This window comes from Mesorhizobium sp. B2-6-4, from assembly GCF_006441495.1.
Taxonomy (GTDB): domain Bacteria; phylum Pseudomonadota; class Alphaproteobacteria; order Rhizobiales; family Rhizobiaceae; genus Mesorhizobium.
Map to the genome: position 1 here is coordinate 47,693 of NZ_VFUE01000002.1, position 16,211 is coordinate 63,903.

General features: G+C 64.6%; 16 protein-coding genes. 8 read left to right on the forward strand and 8 right to left on the reverse strand.

The window, feature by feature from the left end:
* Positions 1-51: 51 nt before the first annotated feature.
* Both FJ426_RS02645 and FJ426_RS02650 read right to left on the reverse strand, forming a co-directional pair.
* Positions 52-849: a hypothetical protein gene (locus FJ426_RS02645; protein ID WP_140492106.1), complete on the reverse strand. Its 798-nt coding sequence runs from the start codon at positions 847-849 to the stop codon at positions 52-54.
* A 32-nt stretch (positions 850-881) separates the two neighbouring features.
* Complete coding sequence (locus FJ426_RS02650) at positions 882-1,139, reverse strand: hypothetical protein (RefSeq protein ID WP_140514048.1); 258 nt, start codon at positions 1,137-1,139, stop codon at positions 882-884.
* Between the two features lie 261 nt (positions 1,140-1,400).
* Here FJ426_RS02650 and FJ426_RS02655 point away from each other — a divergent pair, with 261 nt between their 5' ends.
* The gene (locus FJ426_RS02655) at positions 1,401-2,036 is read left to right on the forward strand and encodes an isoprenylcysteine carboxylmethyltransferase family protein (protein ID WP_140514049.1); all 636 of its coding nucleotides are present in this window, start codon (positions 1,401-1,403) and stop codon (positions 2,034-2,036) included.
* A gap of 47 nt (positions 2,037-2,083) precedes the next feature.
* Here FJ426_RS02655 and FJ426_RS02660 read toward each other — a convergent pair whose 3' ends face one another.
* Complete coding sequence (locus FJ426_RS02660; RefSeq protein WP_140559205.1) at positions 2,084-2,569, reverse strand: hypothetical protein; 486 nt, start codon at positions 2,567-2,569, stop codon at positions 2,084-2,086.
* Between the two features lie 212 nt (positions 2,570-2,781).
* Between FJ426_RS02660 and FJ426_RS02665 the strand changes: the two genes are divergently transcribed.
* Positions 2,782-3,147, forward strand: coding sequence for a RidA family protein (locus FJ426_RS02665; protein ID WP_140559204.1), 366 nt, complete (start codon positions 2,782-2,784; stop codon positions 3,145-3,147).
* Positions 3,148-3,189: 42 nt separating this feature from the next.
* Positions 3,190-4,425 (forward strand): amidohydrolase/deacetylase family metallohydrolase, encoded by a 1,236-nt coding sequence (locus FJ426_RS02670; RefSeq protein ID WP_140559203.1) that lies wholly within the window; start codon positions 3,190-3,192, stop codon positions 4,423-4,425.
* 230 nt (positions 4,426-4,655) lie between these two features.
* Here the strand turns inward: FJ426_RS02670 and FJ426_RS02675 are convergent, their stop codons facing one another.
* Together FJ426_RS02675 and FJ426_RS02680 are read right to left on the reverse strand one after the other, a co-directional pair.
* On the reverse strand, positions 4,656-6,446 hold the full coding sequence (locus FJ426_RS02675; RefSeq protein WP_140559202.1) for an NAD(P)/FAD-dependent oxidoreductase: 1,791 nt from the start codon (positions 6,444-6,446) through the stop codon (positions 4,656-4,658).
* Positions 6,447-6,641: 195 nt separating this feature from the next.
* On the reverse strand, positions 6,642-7,586 hold the full coding sequence (locus tag FJ426_RS02680; protein WP_140492084.1) for a MurR/RpiR family transcriptional regulator: 945 nt from the start codon (positions 7,584-7,586) through the stop codon (positions 6,642-6,644).
* Positions 7,587-7,912: 326 nt separating this feature from the next.
* Here FJ426_RS02680 and FJ426_RS02685 point away from each other — a divergent pair, with 326 nt between their 5' ends.
* The 5 genes from FJ426_RS02685 to FJ426_RS02710 all read left to right on the forward strand — a co-directional run bounded on the left by FJ426_RS02685 (position 7,913) and on the right by FJ426_RS02710 (position 13,882).
* Entirely contained in the window at positions 7,913-8,746 is an 834-nt protein-coding gene (locus FJ426_RS02685; protein ID WP_140559201.1) for an ABC transporter ATP-binding protein, read from the forward strand.
* The gene (locus FJ426_RS02690) at positions 8,743-9,597 is read left to right on the forward strand and encodes an ABC transporter permease (RefSeq protein ID WP_140492076.1); all 855 of its coding nucleotides are present in this window, start codon (positions 8,743-8,745) and stop codon (positions 9,595-9,597) included. Before FJ426_RS02685 ends, FJ426_RS02690 begins: the two co-directional genes overlap by 4 nt.
* 89 nt (positions 9,598-9,686) lie before the next feature.
* The gene (locus tag FJ426_RS02695) at positions 9,687-10,859 is read left to right on the forward strand and encodes an ABC transporter substrate-binding protein (protein WP_140554766.1); all 1,173 of its coding nucleotides are present in this window, start codon (positions 9,687-9,689) and stop codon (positions 10,857-10,859) included.
* A gap of 280 nt (positions 10,860-11,139) precedes the next feature.
* On the forward strand, positions 11,140-12,231 hold the full coding sequence (locus tag FJ426_RS02705) for a Gfo/Idh/MocA family oxidoreductase (RefSeq protein ID WP_140559200.1): 1,092 nt from the start codon (positions 11,140-11,142) through the stop codon (positions 12,229-12,231).
* A gap of 214 nt (positions 12,232-12,445) precedes the next feature.
* Positions 12,446-13,882 carry an amidase gene (locus FJ426_RS02710; RefSeq protein ID WP_140559199.1) on the forward strand — a complete coding sequence of 479 codons (1,437 nt, stop codon included), beginning with the start codon at positions 12,446-12,448 and terminating at the stop codon, positions 13,880-13,882.
* Between the two features lie 241 nt (positions 13,883-14,123).
* Here FJ426_RS02710 and FJ426_RS31675 read toward each other — a convergent pair whose 3' ends face one another.
* The 3 genes from FJ426_RS31675 to FJ426_RS02725 form a co-directional block, all read right to left on the reverse strand.
* Positions 14,124-14,678 carry a M24 family metallopeptidase gene (locus FJ426_RS31675; protein ID WP_246675474.1) on the reverse strand — a complete coding sequence of 185 codons (555 nt, stop codon included), beginning with the start codon at positions 14,676-14,678 and terminating at the stop codon, positions 14,124-14,126.
* A 30-nt stretch (positions 14,679-14,708) separates the two neighbouring features.
* Positions 14,709-15,365 (reverse strand): aminopeptidase P family N-terminal domain-containing protein, encoded by a 657-nt coding sequence (locus FJ426_RS31680; RefSeq protein WP_246675476.1) that lies wholly within the window; start codon positions 15,363-15,365, stop codon positions 14,709-14,711.
* 149 nt (positions 15,366-15,514) lie between these two features.
* Positions 15,515-16,078 carry an invasion associated locus B family protein gene (locus tag FJ426_RS02725; RefSeq protein ID WP_224618147.1) on the reverse strand — a complete coding sequence of 188 codons (564 nt, stop codon included), beginning with the start codon at positions 16,076-16,078 and terminating at the stop codon, positions 15,515-15,517.
* Positions 16,079-16,211: the final 133 nt, after the last annotated feature.

The following is a 16,211-nucleotide window of genomic DNA, read 5'->3' on the forward strand; positions in this document are numbered from 1 at the left end:
CCGTTCCTAGGATGGCACGTGGCCGGCAAGCTCGGCTGCGCTTGTCCGGCGTCAGTCCGATTCCAGCAAGATCTCGTCGGCATCGTCTGCGGTCTTCTTCAGCGTCATGTAGAGAACCAGGGCAATGATGCAGCCGAGGAAGATCAGGCTGGTGAAGGTGGTGCCGAAACCGAGGCCGCCATATTCGACTGGCTGCGACAGCAGATCGCCGAAGGAGGCGCCAAGTGGCCGCGTCAGGATATAGGCGAGCCAGAAGGCGAGAATGCCGTCCAGATGAAGCAGGTAATAGGCACCCGCGATGACCGCGATTACGCCGCCGAACAGCAGGCCGGTCGTCAGGTAGCCCATGTCGAAGCTCTCGGCGACGAGATCGCCGGCGGCGGTGCCGAGCGAGAAGGTGAACAGGATCGCCAGCCAGTAGAAGATCTCGCGCCGGGTGGTGAAGATGGTGTGGATCGACAGCGTCCGCTCGCTTGCATACCAAACAGCGAATGTGGCGGCGAGCATGACGGTGAAGGCGATCGTGGTCGTTTCGAGACGCACGCCGAAATTGTCGACCAGATTGTCTGATATCAGCGTGCCGACGACGCTGATCAGCACCACCGCCAGCCAGTAAGCCCAGGGCACGTAGCGTTTCTGGGCGAACTGGAGGGCAAGGGCAACGACTAGGACGCCGGTCATGATCAACGACGTGGCGGTCAGCCCAAGGCCAAGGTTGACGGCGAGATAGTCAGCCGCCGTCTCGCCCATGGTCACCGCCATCAGCTTGATCAGCCAGAAATCGGCGGTGACGTCCGGGACCCTGTTGTGGGTCGATCCGGCGGGCTTTTGCGCGTTGGAAGTGAGCATGGCGGATGTCCTGCGGTTTGTGATTCGCGGACTTACTTGCCTATGACCTTCATGGCCTGGGCGAAGAAGTCGTCGGCGCGCTTATCATCGTCGGCATTGCAGCGTTCGATGCCCTGGCTCTCCAGTTCCGAGACCTTCGCCTTGTCGGAGGCGCCGAGCTTAACCGTAGCCTCCGCCGCGCGAAGAGCCTTCAGTGTGTCCTCGCAAGGTGCGGTGGCGGCGAAAACGGGCGAGATCGAAGCCGAGACAGCGAGGCTGCCCACCGCAATGGCAAGTGCAAATCTTCTCATGAAACCAGTCCCTGTCCGATGCCGGTGGTCCGGCGGCCATAGTTGATGTCGGCCCATGGCGGACCGGCATCGCAATGATATGGAAGCGACTTCACTCCAGCCTGTCCGCCGGCATACAAATTCGTAAGGTTGGACCTGGTTGGCGCAAAAAGGCTTTACGAACGTCGTGCGCTGCTTTGATAGAAAGCGATTGCCTTGTATCCGCCATCAATGGCGTGCCCGAGTGCACGGGGGCCTCGCCAGCGCCCCAGGAAAACACGAATGACCTACGCTTCCCTCAAGCCGGTCTCAGAGGCCTTCGTCCAGCGCAAACGGCTGATTTTCGTGCGAGTGGCGGCGGTGCTCGCGGTCCTGCTTCTGTTCCTCACCAAGCCTGGGCTCAACGAGGGCTCGCAAGGCCACGAGACGCTCGAATTCCTCGGCTTCTGTCTGGTGCTCGCCTGCGTCGCCGGCCGGCTCTGGAGCATCCTCTATGTCGGCGGCAAGAAAAACGAGGAACTGGTCTCGATCGGACCGTTCTCGATAAGTCAGAACCCACTCTATTTCTTCTCGACGGTGGGCGCTGTCGGTATCGGACTGCTCTACGGCTCGGTTCTGGCGGCCGTGGCGCTGGGCGCTGCCAGCTTCCTCATCTTCCGCGTCACGGCGCGCAAGGAAGCCGAATACCTCCTGGGCAAATTCGGCCCGGCCTATCTCGCCTACACCAAGGCCACGCCGCGCTTCTGGCCGAACCCGCTGCTCTACCGCGACAATGACGAGTTGCAATTCTCGACGCGCGCGCTGAAGCGCACCTTCTATGACGGGCTCTATTTCCTGGCCATTTTCCCGGCCATCGAGCTGATCGAATATCTCCGGGAGAGCGGGCTGCTGTTCCCGGCCTTCGTGACGCTCTACTGATCGTCGGATCGGTTGCAAAAACCGACCGCCCTCGACAACAGGCGCTATCAGCCTCCCAGCGGATAGGGCATGTAGCCGACGAAGCCCGCGATCTTCCAGCTGCCGCCGACCTTCCTGCAGAAATACAGCGTCTGCCATTTCAGCCGATCGACGCCGCCATCCGCCTTGGCGACGGTGCCGTCGAATTTCTTGTGCAGCACGGCGCGGTCGCCGTCGACATCGATGTCGCGCAGGTTGGTGACGCGGAACAGCGCCTCGCGCAGCGGCTCGGCGAATTTGTTCGCCGCCGTTTCCTTGGCCTGGCGCAGCCACTCGTCGCGATAGATCTCCAGCCGCGGGAACTGCAGCCGCCAGGCGTCGGCGTTGGCAAGAAAATGCGCGTGCATGCCGAAGAAGCTTTCGGCGATGAAATCGTCCTCGACCATGGACCAGTCCTGACCGATGAAGGCATCGATGTCGCGCCGCACCAGCATCTCCCAGAGGGCGTGGCGGTCGGCATCACCTGATGGAAACGGGTTCTTGTCGAAGGTCATTCTCGGTTCTCCGCTCTGGAAATGCGGCCGTCCGTTTCAAGCCCGGCCGGCGAGCGCGCACGATGCAAGCGCTTCTGTAATAAAGCAACATGGATTTCCAGGAATGTTGCTTTCCAACAAGACCTCTATCGGGATCGCCTCGATCGGGGTAAATCTCGACCGAAGCGGGCGCTCCCATCGTGTCCCGTCATAGCATCAGAGGAGGTCCGCTCTTGCCCAAGCAATGTTTTGGAACGTCGCATGTCCCGCTGTCACCCGCAGTGCGGGCCGGCGACTTCGTCTATATTTCGGGCCAGGTGCCGGTCGGCGGCGACGGCATCGTGGTCAGGGGCGGCATATCCGAACAGACGGAGCAGGTGCTTTCCAACGTCAAGGCGGCGCTGGCGCTGGCCGGCTGCACCATGGACGATGTGGTCAAGACCACCGTCTGGCTGGAGGACGCGCGCGACTTCGGCGCTTTCAACACCGTTTATGCCAGGCATTTCCCGAAGAACCCGCCGGCCCGCACCACGGTCGAATCGCGGCTGATGATCGACATCAAGATCGAAGTGGAAGCCGTCGCCTACCGGCCGCTCTGACGGCCGTTGACGAGGATGGAACGAAGCGGAGAGGCGCGCCCGATGCAGTTTGATCTTCTGTTCAAGGGCGGGCGGCTGATCGATCCGGCGGCCGGGCTCGACGCGCCGCGCGATCTCGCCATCGCCAATGGCCGCGTCGCCGCCATCGACGCCGACATTCCCGCCAACCGCGCGGCCAGCGTCATCGATGCCAAGGGCTGCATCGTGGCGCCCGGCCTCGTCGACCTGCACAGCCACGTCTATTGGGGCGGCACCTCGCTCGGCGTCGATGCCGACCGGCTGGCGGCCAAGAGCGGCACCACCACCTTCATTGATGCCGGCAGTGCCGGCGCCGGCAATTTCCTCGGCTTCCGCCGCCATGTCATGGAGCGCTCGAAGGTGCGCATCCTGGCCTATGTCAACATCTCCTTCGCCGGCATTTTCGGCTTCTCGCAGACCGTCTCGGTCGGCGAGTGCAGCGATCTCAGGCTCTGCGAACCGCGCGAAGTGGTGGCGGCGGTGCGCGAGCACGCGGACGTCGTCGTCGGCGTCAAGGTCCGCTCCGGCAAGCATGCCGGCGGCACCAGCGGCATCGCGCCGGTCGATCTGGCGCTGGAGGCGGCCGACAAATCCGCTCTGCCGCTGATGGCGCACATAGACGAGCCCCCGCCCGGGCGCTCGGAAGTGCTGCCGCGCCTGCGCAGGGGCGACATTCTCACCCATTGCTTCCGACCGTTTCCCAACGCGCCGGTCTTCGCCTCCGGCGCGGTGCGGCCCGACATGCGGCTGGCGCGCGAGCGCGGCGTCATCTTCGATCTCGGCCACGGCATGGGCTCGTTCGACTTCGAGGTCGCTCGCGCCATGCTGGCCGAAGGGCTGGCGCCCGACGTCATCTCGAGCGACGTGCATCTCTACTGCGTCGACGGTCCTGCCTTCGACATACTGGTGTGCATGTCGAAGCTGCTGGCGCTCGGCATGCCGCTGGTCGAGGTGTTGCGCGCCGCCACCCAAGCGCCGGCGCAGGCGATCGCGCGGCCTGATCTGGGCACGCTCAAGGTCGGAACCGCCGGCGACGTCGCGCTGCTGCGGCAGCACTCCGGCCGCTTCACCTTTGTCGACGCGGTCGGCGCCTCGCTGGTCGCCGACCAGCGGCTGATCTGCGAAGGCATCGCCATCGGCGGCGCCTGGTGGCCGAACGAGACGATGAACGATGCCGGCGATACCGAGCGTTTCGAGGCGCATGTGGGGCATACGCATGTCGAGGTCGCGGCCAGGCACTTTGGGCACCGGCATGATTGATTGATCTCGGTAGCACTGCGCCGCCTGTCTTGCCGCGGCGGCGCGTTTGGCGAACGGCTTCCCCCACTCCGTCGCTGCTCCGCAGCGCCACCTCTCCCCCCTCCGGAGGGAGAGGAAGGGAGCCTCCCGGCAAGCTCGCGCCCTTCCTCTCCCCCGTCGATCGGGGGAGAGGTGTCGAGCGAAGCTCGACGGAGTGCGGGTCGACCTTCCCTTGAAGCAACGCTTCCGCTTCACCGCCGCGCGTTGCTGACCGGCCCATAAACCGGCGTCGCAATCCCCTCCATCCGCGCCTTGATCTGCAGCGCCACATATTTCGAATAGAAGCGCGAGAGCGCCAGATTGCCGCCGTGGAACCACAGCGCTTCCTGCGCCGTCGGTTTCCACATGTTGCGCAATTCGCCCTGCCATGGCCCGGGATCGCCCTTGACGCCGGAACCGAGGCCCCAGCACGGGCCGACCCTGTCGGCGACCTCGCGCGAGACGATTTGCGCCACGGTTTCGTTCATCGACTGATAGCCGGTGCAGGCGATGATGGCGTCGGCTTCAAGCTCGCTGCCGTCCTCGAAGAGAATGCCTTTCGCCGTCAGCGACTTGATCGCCACGCCGCTGCGGATGCCGATCTTGCCGTCGATGATCAGGTCCGAAGCGCCGACATCGATGTAGTAGCCGGAGCCGGTGCGGTAGGCCTTCATCAGCAGGCCGGTCTCGTCGTCGCCGAAGTCGAGGGCGAACCCGGCGGCGCGAAGCCGATCGTAAAAAGCCGCATCGCGCGCGCGGATGACGTCGTAGAGCGCCCGCTGGCCCTTGGGCACCAGCGCGAAGGGCGTCGAGGCGACGATCATGTCGGCCTTTTCGGTGGTGATGCCGCGCGACAGCGCCTTCTCCGAAAAGATCTCGAAACCGACTTCCATCAGCGTGTCCGACTTGACCACGGTCGTCGGCGAACGCTGGATCATGGTGACCTCGGCGCCGCTTTCCCAGAGATCGACGCAAACATCGTGCCCGGAGCTCGCCGCGCCGATGACCGCGATCTTTTTGCCGCGGAACTTCTCGCCGCTGGAATACTGGCTGGAATGCAGCAGCTCGCCCTTAAAGTCACCGGCGCCCGGTAGGTCGATCGGTCGCGCCGGACCGTAGGCGCCGGTGGCGAAGACGATGTGCTTGGGCTTCAGCGTGATGTGCTGGCCGACGCGGTCCACGACCACGGTCCAGACCTTCTCGGCCTCGTCATAGCTGGCGCTGACGCATCTGGTGGCGACCCAATAGTTGAGCTCCATGACGCGCGTGTACATTTCCAGCCAGTCGCCCATCTTGTCCTTGGGCGTGAAGACCGGCCAATTGTCGGGAAACGGAATGTAAGGCAGATGGTCGTACCAGACCGGATCGTGCAGCACGAGGGTGCGGTAGCGCTTGCGCCAGGAATCGCCCGGCCGGGCATTCTTCTCGATGACGATCGAGGGCACGCCGAGCTGCCTGAGCCGCGCGCCCAGCATGATGCCGCCCTGGCCGCCGCCGATGACCAGGCAATAGGGCTGCTCCGAAGCGCCAAGCTCGCGGGTCTCGCGCGCCCGCGCCTCCGACCAGGTCTCGCGCTCCGGGTCGGCCTTGTGGCGCACGCCCAGCGGCCGCGTCGCGCCCTTGCGCTCCTCGAATCCTTTCAGGTCGGTCATTGCCGTGAACAATGTCCGGCAGCGGCCGTCGCGCAGGCGCATGATGCCCTGGCCCGAGGCCACCGCGGTCTCGAAGGTGAACCAGGCCTCGATTATCCCCTCGTCCGAGGTGGCTTCGCCGGTGAGCTGCCATCTTGCCGGCCGCGTCGCTGCCAGCGTCGCCTTCAGCATGTCGGCGATCGCCTCGCGCCCTTCCATCGTCGTGACGTTCCAGGTGAAGGTCAGGAGGTCACGCCAGTAGCAATCGTCGACGAACAGGTTGGCCGCGGCCGTTATGTCACCGGCTTCGAGCGCCTTGTCGAAAGCGCCGAGCCATGCGGCTGCCTGTTGCGATGGTGCTATTTCGAGCATTTGTTTCCCTCTTTTTCGCGTTGGCGCTGTCCGGTGTTCCCTTCTCCCCTTGTGGGAGAAGGTGGCCTCGCGGAGCGAGGTCGGATGAGGGGTGCTCCAGCTCGGCACGGACGGCACTCCGTCACCCACCCCTCAACCGTCTCGGCGCTGCGCGCCGATCCACCTTCTCCCACAAGGGGAGAAGGGAAAAGCCTCCTAATCCCCGAGCGGCTCCATCTCCTTGCCGGTGCGGTGGATCTGGGCATTGTATTTGATGCGGCGGACCGTCTCGCGGGCCGAGCCGTCAAGCTTGTAGGCGGCAGCCACCGCCATCAGGTCGATCATGGCCAGGAAGGCGAAGCGCGATGCCGTCGGCTTCAGCGTATCGGGATATTCCGGCACCGCCACGGTCAGCCTGACGTCGCCGACGCGCGCGAGCTCGGTGTCGGGCGCAGTCACGCAGATGGCATTGGCGCGGTAGTGCTTGGCGAGTTCGACCGCCTCGATCACCTCGCGCGTGCGCCCCGTCGCCGAAATGGCGATCACCAGGTCGCCGGGCTTCAAGGTCGAGGCGGTCATGCGCATGAGATAAGGGTCGCATTGCGCGCTGATCGATATGCCGTAGCGAAACAGCCGGTACTGCGTTTCCTGCGCCAGCGCCGAGGAACTGCCGCCCAGTCCGAACACCGTAACCTGGCGCGCCTTGGCGATCAGCTCGGCGGCCTTCTGCAGCTGGACCGGATCGAGCTGCCGCTCGGCCTCCTGCAGCGCCCGCCGCGCTTCGCCGAACACCGCGTTCCAGAACGGCATGCCGGTGTCGTTCTCCCTGGCTGGCGAAGTGTCCAGATAGAGCGCGCCGACGACGAGGCTCTGCGCCAGCTTCAGCTTGAAATCACGCACGCCCTCGCAGCCGATGGCGCGGCAGAAGCGGGTCACCGTCGGTTCGCTGACGCCGGCACGCTGGGCAAGGGCGGCGTTGGAGGCATCGACCGCGTATTTGACGTCGTCGAGCACGACATCGGCGACGCGGCGCTCGGCCGGACGCAGCTCGGCATAGGTATCCTTGACCAGCGAGATGATGTCGGGAATGCGCCGCACAGGCTCACCCCCGTCCGCCTCGCCATCCGTCATCAGGTTTTCCCGGCTGTCAGCTTCGGTCATGAAGTGGCCTTCCCTGGTCCCTTGTCGACCTCTTACCATGCTTGCACGCTGTCGTTCCATGTGCACGGCCCCGCTGCAACTGCTGCGTGCCGTTGCGGCATGCCACCCGGCTTTGCCCATCTGCAACGCCGCCTTGTTGTGCCACTTTTCCCGAGTATGTAGGAAAGCAACACGCATTTCAAGATAAAGAAAAGACAGCGAAAGCAGGTATATAGAGGAATAGGCGGCTCTCAACGACGGAACGATCGCGCTCTTCGCTTGACACCAAAGTAGGATAGTTACACACTGACTTTGGCAGTCGATTGGACGCACTCTCCGAGGGGCGGATGAACGCGGGCGAAACAACAGCGCCGAAGCTTGGTGTGCAGGCAGCGACCAAGATCTATCACACCGCATCCGGCGACCTCCTGGCGCTGGACCGCTGCAGCCTCGACGTCCACGCCAATGAAATCGTTTCGATCGTCGGCCCGTCCGGCTGCGGCAAGACCACGCTTTTGTGGTCGATGTCGGGCTTGCACAGCCTGACCGGCGGCGAGATCCGGCTCGACGGCGTCAAGATCACCGGGCCGCATCCCGACATCGGCATCGTGTTCCAGGAAGCGAACCTGCTGCCTTGGCGCAATCTCGATGCCAACATCCGCTTTCCCTTCGAGGTCAAGGGCGAGAAACCAGACCGCGCATGGATCGCGCATCTGCTCCACCGCGTCGGGCTCGACGGTTTCGGCGGCAAGTTCCCGCGCGAGCTTTCGGGCGGCATGCAGCAGCGCGCCGCGATCGTGCGGGCGCTGGCGCCAAAACCCTCCGTGCTTTTGATGGACGAGCCGTTCGGCGCGCTCGACAGTTTTACCCGCGAGGAGATGAACCGTCTCGTCGAGGAGATCTGGCTCGACACCAAGACCACCATCGTCTTCATCACCCACAGCATTGAGGAAGCAATCTTTCTCTCCGACCGCGTGGTGGTGCTGAGCGCGCGGCCCGGCCGCGTCGCCAGGGAGTATCGCGTGCCGTTCGCGCGGCCGCGCTCGCTGGAGATCATGGCGACGAAAGAGGTTTTCGACCTCACCAACCGGATCAAGATGGACATCGTCGGCGAGCGCGTCAGGCCGAAGGCGCCGGAGCAGGAACGCGCCAGCGCCGAGATCGTGAGGATCAGGCCGTGAGCGACGCCATCCCGGAATTCTCGAAATCGAAATCGGGTGCCAAGTCCGGCGATGGGCAGGACGTCAGCCTGACCAATCTCTCGGCCTTCGCCAGCGGCCCCGGCATCAAGTCGGGCAAGGAGGTGGCGGCGATCATAGCTGTCGCCGTGATCATCATCGGCGGCATCGAACTGGCGCTGCGCCTGTTCCATGTGCCGCTCTATATCATGCCGCCGCCAAGCTCGATCGCCTATGCGCTGTTCGACGAGTTCCCGCTGATTGCGCCGCATCTCGGCTACACGCTGGTCGAGCTGGTTTCCGGCTTCGCCATCGGAGCCGTCGTCGGCCTGGTGCTGGCCGCCGTCATCACCCAGTTTCCCTTCGCCGAAAAGATCGTCGCGCCCTACATCCTGCTTCTCGTCACCACGCCGATGCTGGCGCTGGTGCCGCTTTTGATCCTTCGCTTCGGTTTCGGCTACACGCCGCGCATCATCGCGGTGGCGCTGGCCGCCGGGCCGATGGTGATGATAAACGCAGCCACCGGCTTTCGCCGCGTCGACAGCGCCAAGATCGCGCTGGCGCGCTCCTACGGCGCCAGCACCTTGCAGATATTCTGGAAGATCCGCGCGCCGATGGCGCTGCCTATGATCCTGGTCGGGCTGATGATCGGCGCCATCTTCGGCCTGCTGACGGCAGTCGGCGCCGAGATGGTCGGCGGCGGCTTCGGCCTCGGCAACCGGCTCACCACCTATTCGTCGATGATCCAGATGCCGCAATTCTTCGCCGTGGTGCTGATCCTGTCGACGCTCGGCATCCTGATCTACGTGCTGTTCTTCCTGATCGGCAAGAAATGGGCGAGCTGGGAGGCTTGAGCACGAGATCATGAACGCCCCGGAGCGGGCGAGGAGCGGGCGAAAGGCCATCGATCAACAAGAAGGTCAATCAACAAAAGGGGAATGCCATGACCGACCAGAACTCATTCCAGACGGCGACAAGAACGGGCATCAGCCGCCGCACCTTCCTGCAGGTGACGGCAGCCGGCGTCGTGACCGCCACCGCGCTCGGTGCATCGGGCTTGAAGGCCAGGGCGGCGGCCTATGAAAAATTCACCTGGATCTCGCCGCGCGGCACGCTCGAAGTGCTCGACGACTATCCTTATTGGGCAGCCAAGAAGGCAGGCTATTTCGACGGGCTCAGCACCGACATGCAGCCAGGCCCGTCGGACGGCACGGCGACGGTGAAGTTCGTCGATGTCGGCCAGGCCGATATGGGCTTTCCCTCGCCCGGCGTGTTCTCCTTCGCCATCCAGAACGGCATGAAGCTGAAGTCGGTGTTCCACATGGGCGCGCGCGACACGTTCTCCATCGCCTTCCGCAAGGGCGAGGGTACGAACGACTTGAAGAAGCTCGAAGGCAAGACCATCCTGCTCGGCTCCGCCGCCTGGCAGTCGATCACCGATCCGCTGCTCGCCGCGCAAGGCGTCGACATCAAGAAGGTCAAGTATGTCGAGGCCGGCTGGCCGACCTGGGGCACCGCGCTCGCCGGCGGCCAGGGCGACGCTGCCTTGTCGTGGGAGGGGCTGCGCGCCGAATGGATCGCCAAGGGCCTCGACTTCGAATACTGGCTCGGCGTGAAGAATTCCAAGCTGCCGGCCAACACCTTCGTCGTGCGCGCCGCCGATCTCGAAGATCCCGACAAGAAGGCGTTCCTGGAAAAATATCTGCGCGGCTGGGCGATGGGGCTGGAGTTCGGCTACCAGAACCCACGCGCGGCGGTCGAAGCGGTGTTCGAGCAGTTCCCGACATTGGCCAAGAACCTCGGCCCCGAGCTCGGCACCACCTCGATCCTGCAGCAGATCAACGTCTTCCGCGGCGACATGGACAAGCGCGGCGGCTGGGGCTCGCACGACATGGCGAGCTGGCAAGGCTTCTTCGACGAGATCCACAAGATCGGCCAGATCACCAATCCGGTGAAGGCCGAGGATGTCTGCACCAACGAGCTGATTCCGGCCGCCAACGACTTCGACAAGGCCAAGGTCAAGGCCGATGCCGACGGCGTCAAGCTGACGGAGGGCTTTGCCGCGCTCGATGTCGAGAAGATCAAGGCGCATCTGTTCGATTCGGCGGTGAAGTAAGGGGCAAGGCATGGCTACGTCGGCGCCGCCCCTCATTGCCCTACCGGGCATTTCTCCCCGTATAGTGACGGGGAGAAAGACGCTGTTGTCGCCGCTTTCGCCAATCGCCCACGCTGCAAAAGACGCAGCGGCGTTACGGCCACCTCCCTTCTCCCCGTCACTATACGGGGAGAAGGTGCCGGCAGGCGGATGAGGGGCGGCGCCAACCTGAAGTGATTGTCCTGGATGCCCAGGCGCGGCAGCAGCTCGCCAGGTCCTATCAAAAAATTGGGAGGCTGAAGTGGCCGACAAAATAAAAGTGCTGGTGGTGGGTCTCGGCAATATGGGCGCCTCGCACGCCAGCGCCTATCACCGCTCCGACGGCTTCGAGATCGTCGGCATCATGAGCCGCTCGATCAAGAGCAACAAGAAGATTCCAGCCGAATTGTCCGGCTATCCGCTTTACGAGGATTTCGACCGGGCGCTTGCGGAGACCAGGCCGGACGCCGTGTCGATCAACAGCTGGCCCAACACCCATGCCGAATACGCGCTGAAGGCGATAGCGGCCAACTGCCACGTGTTCATGGAAAAGCCGCTCGCCACCAACATCGAGGATGCCGAGAAGGTCGTCGCGGCAGCGCGGGCGAAGAACCGCAAGCTGGTGCTCGGCTACATCCTGCGCGTCCACCCGTCCTGGATAAAATTCATTGAGGTCGGCAAGACGCTGGGCAAGCCGCTGGTGATGCGCCTCAACCTCAACCAGCAGAGCAGCGGCAGCGCCTGGCACTGGCACAAGAACCTGATCGATTCGCTGATCCCGATCGTTGATTGCGGCGTGCACTATGTCGACGTCATGTGCCAGCTCACCGGCGCCAGGCCGGTGCGCGTGCACGGCATCGGCGCCAAGCTCTGGGCGGAAGCCGACAAGCAGAATTACGGCCACCTCCACGTCACCTTCGATGACGGTTCTGTCGGCTGGTACGAGGCAGGCTGGGGCCCGATGATGAGCGAGACGGCCTATTTCGTGAAGGACGTGGTGGGGCCGAAGGGCGCGGTGTCGATCGTCGCCGGCCAGCAGGCGAGCAGCGCAGCGGAAGCGGCGGAGGTCTCGAACTCGGCCGACATCGACCGCCACACCAAGACCGACGCGCTGAAAATCCACTATGCGGCGGTCGACGCCGACAAGAACTTTTCGAAACCCGACGAGATCGTCAGCATGGAAGACGAGCCCGGCCACCAGGAGCTCTGCGACCGCGAGCAGGCCTTCTTCCTGCGCGCCATCCGCGAGGATCTCGATTTGACCGAGCAGATGGACGCCGCCGTCAACAGCCTGCGCATCGTGCTCGCCGCGGAACAGAGCATCGAATTGGGGCGCACCGTCGAGCTGGCGTGAGACAAGCGCGCTGCTGGGGGCAGCAGTTTCAGGTCGGTGCCCCTCACTCAGCCCTCTCCCGAGAAGAACGGGAGGCGGTCGCCAGCATCAGAGCGCTTTCCTTCTCCCCGTCATGACGGGGAGAAGGTGCCGGCAGGCGGATGAGGGGCGGCGCCAACGTCGGCCCGAAGCGATAGCTCGGGCGCGGCGCGAGGCAACGACTGGGAGGAGAGACATGGTCACCGACAGCCTGCTGAAAACCTATGCGAACTCCGATGCGCTGGATCTTGCTGACTTGGTGCATCGGGGCGAGATTTCACCTGCGGAAATGGTCGAGGCGGCGATCACGCTGGTCGAGCAGCTCAACCCGGCGCTGAACGCGGTCATCCATCGCCTCTACGACATGGCGCGTGCCCAGGCGCAGACGGTCGACAGATCAGCACCTTTCGCCGGCGTGCCATTCCTGCTCAAGGAACTGGCCTCGTCCTGGACCGGCGCGCCGAACACCAACTCTTGCCTCTACCTGAAAGATGTCGTCGCCGATTTCGACACCGAAGTCGTGCGCCGCATGAAGGCGGCCGGGCTGGTGCTGGTCGGCAAGTCGAACGCGCCCGAAAACGGCTGGTCGATCACGACGGAACCGAAGCTCTACGGCACGACGAAGAACCCGTGGAAGGAAGGCATCACGCCAGGTGGCTCGAGCGGCGGCGCGGCGGCGGCCGTCGCTTCGCGCATGGTGCCGATCGCCGAGGCCAGCGACGGCGCCGGCTCGATCCGCATTCCGGCCTCCTGCTGCGGCATCGTCGGGCTGAAGCCGTCGCGCGGCCGCGTCAGCCTGGCACCGTTCGGCGACTATTGGTATGGCGGCGCCTACTTCCTGTGCTGCTCGCGCAGCGTGCGCGACACGGCGGCCTATCTCGACGCGGTGGCCGGCGCCTTGCCGGGCGACCCCTATACGCCGCCGGTCCCCGACGCCTCCTGGCTCAGCCTGTCGGCACAGGCGCCGAAGAAACTGCGCATCGGCTTCACCGTCATACCGCCCAACGGCACGGCCATCGATGCGGACGTGAAGGCGGCCGTGCTGGCGACCGTGGCGGCGTTGGAGCGGCTGGGACATGATGTCGAGGAACACGACATGTCGCTCGATGCCGATGCCGTGTGGGCCACCTATACCAACATGACCTGCGTGCAGACGGCGGCGACCTTCGGCTATCATGAAACGGTGATCGGCCGCCCGGTCACGCCTGATGATGTCGAACCGGTGACCTGGGCGATCATCGAACGCGGCCGTGCGACCAGCGGCATCAGGCACATCTCCGACGTCGAGCAGCTCAGGCAGGTCGGCCGCGACATCGTCGGCGACCTTTCGCCCTACGACCTCTTCATCACCCCGACGCTGACGCAGCTGCCACGCCCGTTCGGCTATTACGACATGTCGGAGACCGACATCGACCGCTACAACGCCAAATGGACGGATGCGGCGTTCGCCTTCCCCTTCAACATCTCAGGCCAGCCGGCCATCTCGCTGCCGCTCGGCTGGTCGAAAGACGGCGTACCGATCGGGGTGCAGCTTGTCGGCCGCTACGGCGACGAGGCGACGGTGCTGGCCGCGTCGGCGCAGCTCGAGCGGGAAATGCCGTGGAGGGACAGGCGGCCGCCGGTGAGCGGTTAATCGCTCGCGACAGGGCACCCATCGCTGAGTTCTGTGGCGCCCCCCTCTGTCCTGCCGGACATCTCCCCCTCAAGGGGGGAGATTGGAAGTTTCGGCGCCGGCTCATCTTGTTCTTGCAACGTTGAAAATTGGCGAAAGCGGGAGCGATAATCGATCTCCCCCCTTGAGGGGGAGATGCCCGGCAGGGCAGAGGGGGGCGCCGTAGGGCGCTGGCAGTGACACCGTCACGATCCCGCCCTCGCTATCCTATCCTCTCCAATCGCCTTGGCAGCCGGTTCATCGCGGCTGGCCCATCCGGCGTGATCAGGAACTGGTCCTCCAGGTTGAAGCTGGCGAGGCCGTCGATGTAGAGCGGGATCTCGAAGGCCAGCACCATGCCGGCTTCGACCAGGACATCGCTGTCGGCCGCAATGAACGGCCATTGCTCCGAGAACACAGACTGCCCGACACCGTGGCCGAAATGCCCCCGGCGGTAGGAGCGCAGGCCTTGCCGCGCCAGGCTGTCGGTGGCGACGCGGTGCACATGGCCGATCGAATTTCCCGGCACGAGTGCCGCCAACCCGTCCTCGAAAGCGCGCTCGGCGATCGCGTGCAGTTCGACCTGGTCGGCGGAAGCGGGACCGAAAGTGAAGTTGCGCGACATGTCGGACGCATACCCGCCGATCGTGCAGACCATGTCGCATTTCAGCGGATCGCCGGGCATTGCCTTGGCATCGGCACCCTTGGCCCGGGCGCCGAGCGTCACATATTCCGCCGTCGCGACCGGATGGGAGAGGCCCGCCGCCGCCGCGGCCACGCCTTGCCGGTAGAGCGCGACGAGATCGGCCTAGCGCATGCCTGCCATCGCATCCACCTGCAGCCGCTCCAGCCCTGCTTCAGACAGGATAATGCCTTGCTGCAGGAGCTCGATCTCGCGTTGCGACTTGATCGCCCGCAGCCGATCCAAGACCGACGAGCCGTCGACCATCCGGCACTGCGGCAGCAGCGCCTGCATGGCCGCGAAATCGGCGGCCGGAACAAAGTCGAGGTCGACGCCGAGCGTTGCGCGCTCCAGTCCGAATTCGGCAAGCAAAGCTTGCAACTGGCGCACCGAGCCGGCGAGATCGAAGGTGGCGGGGCGCGCGAAATCCGGCGCGCGGCCAAGCGAGACAAGGCCAGCCTCGATACGCTCCGCCAACGGGCCGCGGGTTCCCGTCTCGACCGGCGCGAATTCGATCCAGATCGGGTGCGAACGCACAACCGCTTCGGGCGCGGCGATCCGCAACTGTCCCGCACTGAAATCCGCGACGACGACGCCGATCGGCAGGTCCTGCCGGGCCGGGATGACAACGAAGCCGGCGCCGGCACGCCGGAACAGCCCCGCCGGGCCGATCGACGCGCCGGTCGCATAGTGGAAGGCCTGGGGCGCTGAGAGCACCAGCGCCTGCAGGCCGGCGCGTTGCATCAGTTGCATCGCGCGCTGGCGGTCGACAAAGCCGGTCATGGTTCTCTCCGGATGGCTGAAGCGACATCGGAGCATTGCGGAAGCGGACAATCAAGTGGCACGATGCCGGTAGTCTCCGCCACAAGATGGAACCTGTCGTGGCCTGGAGCATTGCCCGGCGACGGCGGCGGGGGAGCGCGGCGAGCCCGCTACTTGATCGATTCCAGCTTGGCGATTGCCGCGGTGAAGCCGGCCAGCGAGACCGGGATGGTGACCGGCTTGCGGGTCACCGATTCCATGCCGATGTTGAGATTGGTTCCCGATTTCATCGCCTTGATCAGTTCCGGCGGCAGCGGCGTGGCGGCATAGGCGCCGTTCTGGTCGCTGGTCTGGATGGCGATGGTCGTCTTCTGGCCTTGATCGATCTGGTAGCTGGCGCCGGAGGGCAGGAACAGCCCGTGCGGCAGGGCGAGCAGCATGGCGAGGGAGCCGTTGCCGTTGTCGCGGCGCACGGTCACGGTCAGCACGCGCTGCCCGGTCTTGGCTTCGGTCAGGTTCTGCGACACCTGGCATTGAAGCTCGCTGTTGGCCGCGCCGCTTGAACAGTTCACCGCCCATGGATTGGCGTCGGCCGGCTTGGATTGAGCGGCCGGGGGCTGCGCCGGCTTGGCGTCCTCGGCAAGCGCCGGCCCGGCGACCGATGCGATCAGCCCCAGGGCGCCCAGTGCTGCCGTCACATTTAACAGATTAGCACGCGCTAAAATGGCTGCCATGTTCTTCACGCCCCGCATTTTTCTCGAAACGGCAGGTATTTTCCCACCGGCGGCTTGATACAATACTCCTGACTGTTCCGGAAGCCGCGCACAGGCGAGGAAAGCCGGCAAAATTACTGTTGCGGCATTGCCA